1 rRNA gene is annotated in these 1,526 nt (G+C 49.4%); it reads left to right on the forward strand.

Annotated features, from left to right (window positions below):
- Positions 1–3 precede the first annotated feature (3 nt).
- Positions 4–1,523 (forward strand): 16S ribosomal RNA (locus tag FJM08_RS03095).
- Positions 1,524–1,526 lie beyond the last annotated feature (3 nt).

The following is a 1,526-nucleotide window of genomic DNA, read 5'->3' on the forward strand; positions in this document are numbered from 1 at the left end:
TCAAATATTAAGAGTTTGATCCTGGCTCAGGATGAACGCTGGCTGTGTGCCTAATACATGCATGTCGAGCGAGGCTAGCAATAGCCTAGCGGCGAATGGGTGAGTAACACGTGCTTAATCTACCCTTTAGATTGGAATACCCAATGGAAACATTGGCTAATGCCGGATACGCATGGAATCGCATGGTTCCGTTGTGAAAGGGGCTTTCAAGCCCCACTAAAGGATGAGGGTGCGGAACATTAGTTAGTTGGTGAGGTAATGGCCCACCAAGACTATGATGTTTAGCCGGGTCGAGAGACTGAACGGCCACATTGGGACTGAGATACGGCCCAAACTCCTACGGGAGGCAGCAGTAGGGAATATTCCACAATGAGCGAAAGCTTGATGGAGCGACACAGCGTGCACGATGAAGGTCTTCGGATTGTAAAGTGCTGTTATAAGGGAAGAACACCTAGTAGAGGAAATGCTACTAGGCTGACGGTACCTTGTCAGAAAGCGATGGCTAACTATGTGCCAGCAGCCGCGGTAATACATAGGTCGCAAGCGTTATCCGGAATTATTGGGCGTAAAGCGTTCGTAGGCTGTTTGTTAAGTCTGGAGTCAAATCCCGGGGCTCAACCCCGGCTCGCTTTGGATACTGGCAAACTAGAGTTGGATAGAGGTAAGCGGAATTCCATGTGAAGCGGTGAAATGCGTAGATATATGGAAGAACACCAAAGGCGAAGGCAGCTTACTGGGTCTATACTGACGCTGAGGGACGAAAGCGTGGGGAGCAAACAGGATTAGATACCCTGGTAGTCCACGCCGTAAACGATGATCATTAGTCGGTGGAGAATCACTGACGCAGCTAACGCATTAAATGATCCGCCTGAGTAGTATGCTCGCAAGAGTGAAACTTAAAGGAATTGACGGGGACCCGCACAAGCGGTGGAGCATGTGGTTTAATTTGAAGATACACGGAAAACCTTACCCACTTTTGACATCCTTTGCAAAACTATAGAGATATAGCGGAGGTTAACAAAGTGACAGATGGTGCATGGTTGTCGTCAGCTCGTGTCGTGAGATGTTTGGTCAAGTCCTGCAACGAGCGCAACCCCTATCTTTAGTTACTAACGAGTTAAGTCGAGGACTCTAGAGATACTGCCTGGGTAACTGGGAGGAAGGTGGGGATGACGTCAAATCATCATGCCTCTTACAAGTGGGGCCACACACGTGCTACAATGGTCGGTACAAAGAGAAGCAATATGGCGACATGGAGCAAATCTCAAAAAGCCGATCTCAGTTCGGATTGGAGTCTGCAATTCGACTCCATGAAGTCGGAATCGCTAGTAATCGCAGATCAGCTATGCTGCGGTGAATACGTTCTCGGGTCTTGTACACACCGCCCGTCACACCATGGGAGCTGGTAATACCCAAAGTCGGTTTGCTAACCTCGGAGGCGACCGCCTAAGGTAGGACTGGTGACTGGGGTGAAGTCGTAACAAGGTATCCCTACGAGAACGTGGGGATGGATCACCTCCTTTCTA

The sequence above is a fragment of the Metamycoplasma equirhinis genome, assembly GCF_006385185.1.
Lineage (GTDB): Bacteria > Bacillota_I > Bacilli_A > Mycoplasmatales > Metamycoplasmataceae > Metamycoplasma > Metamycoplasma equirhinis.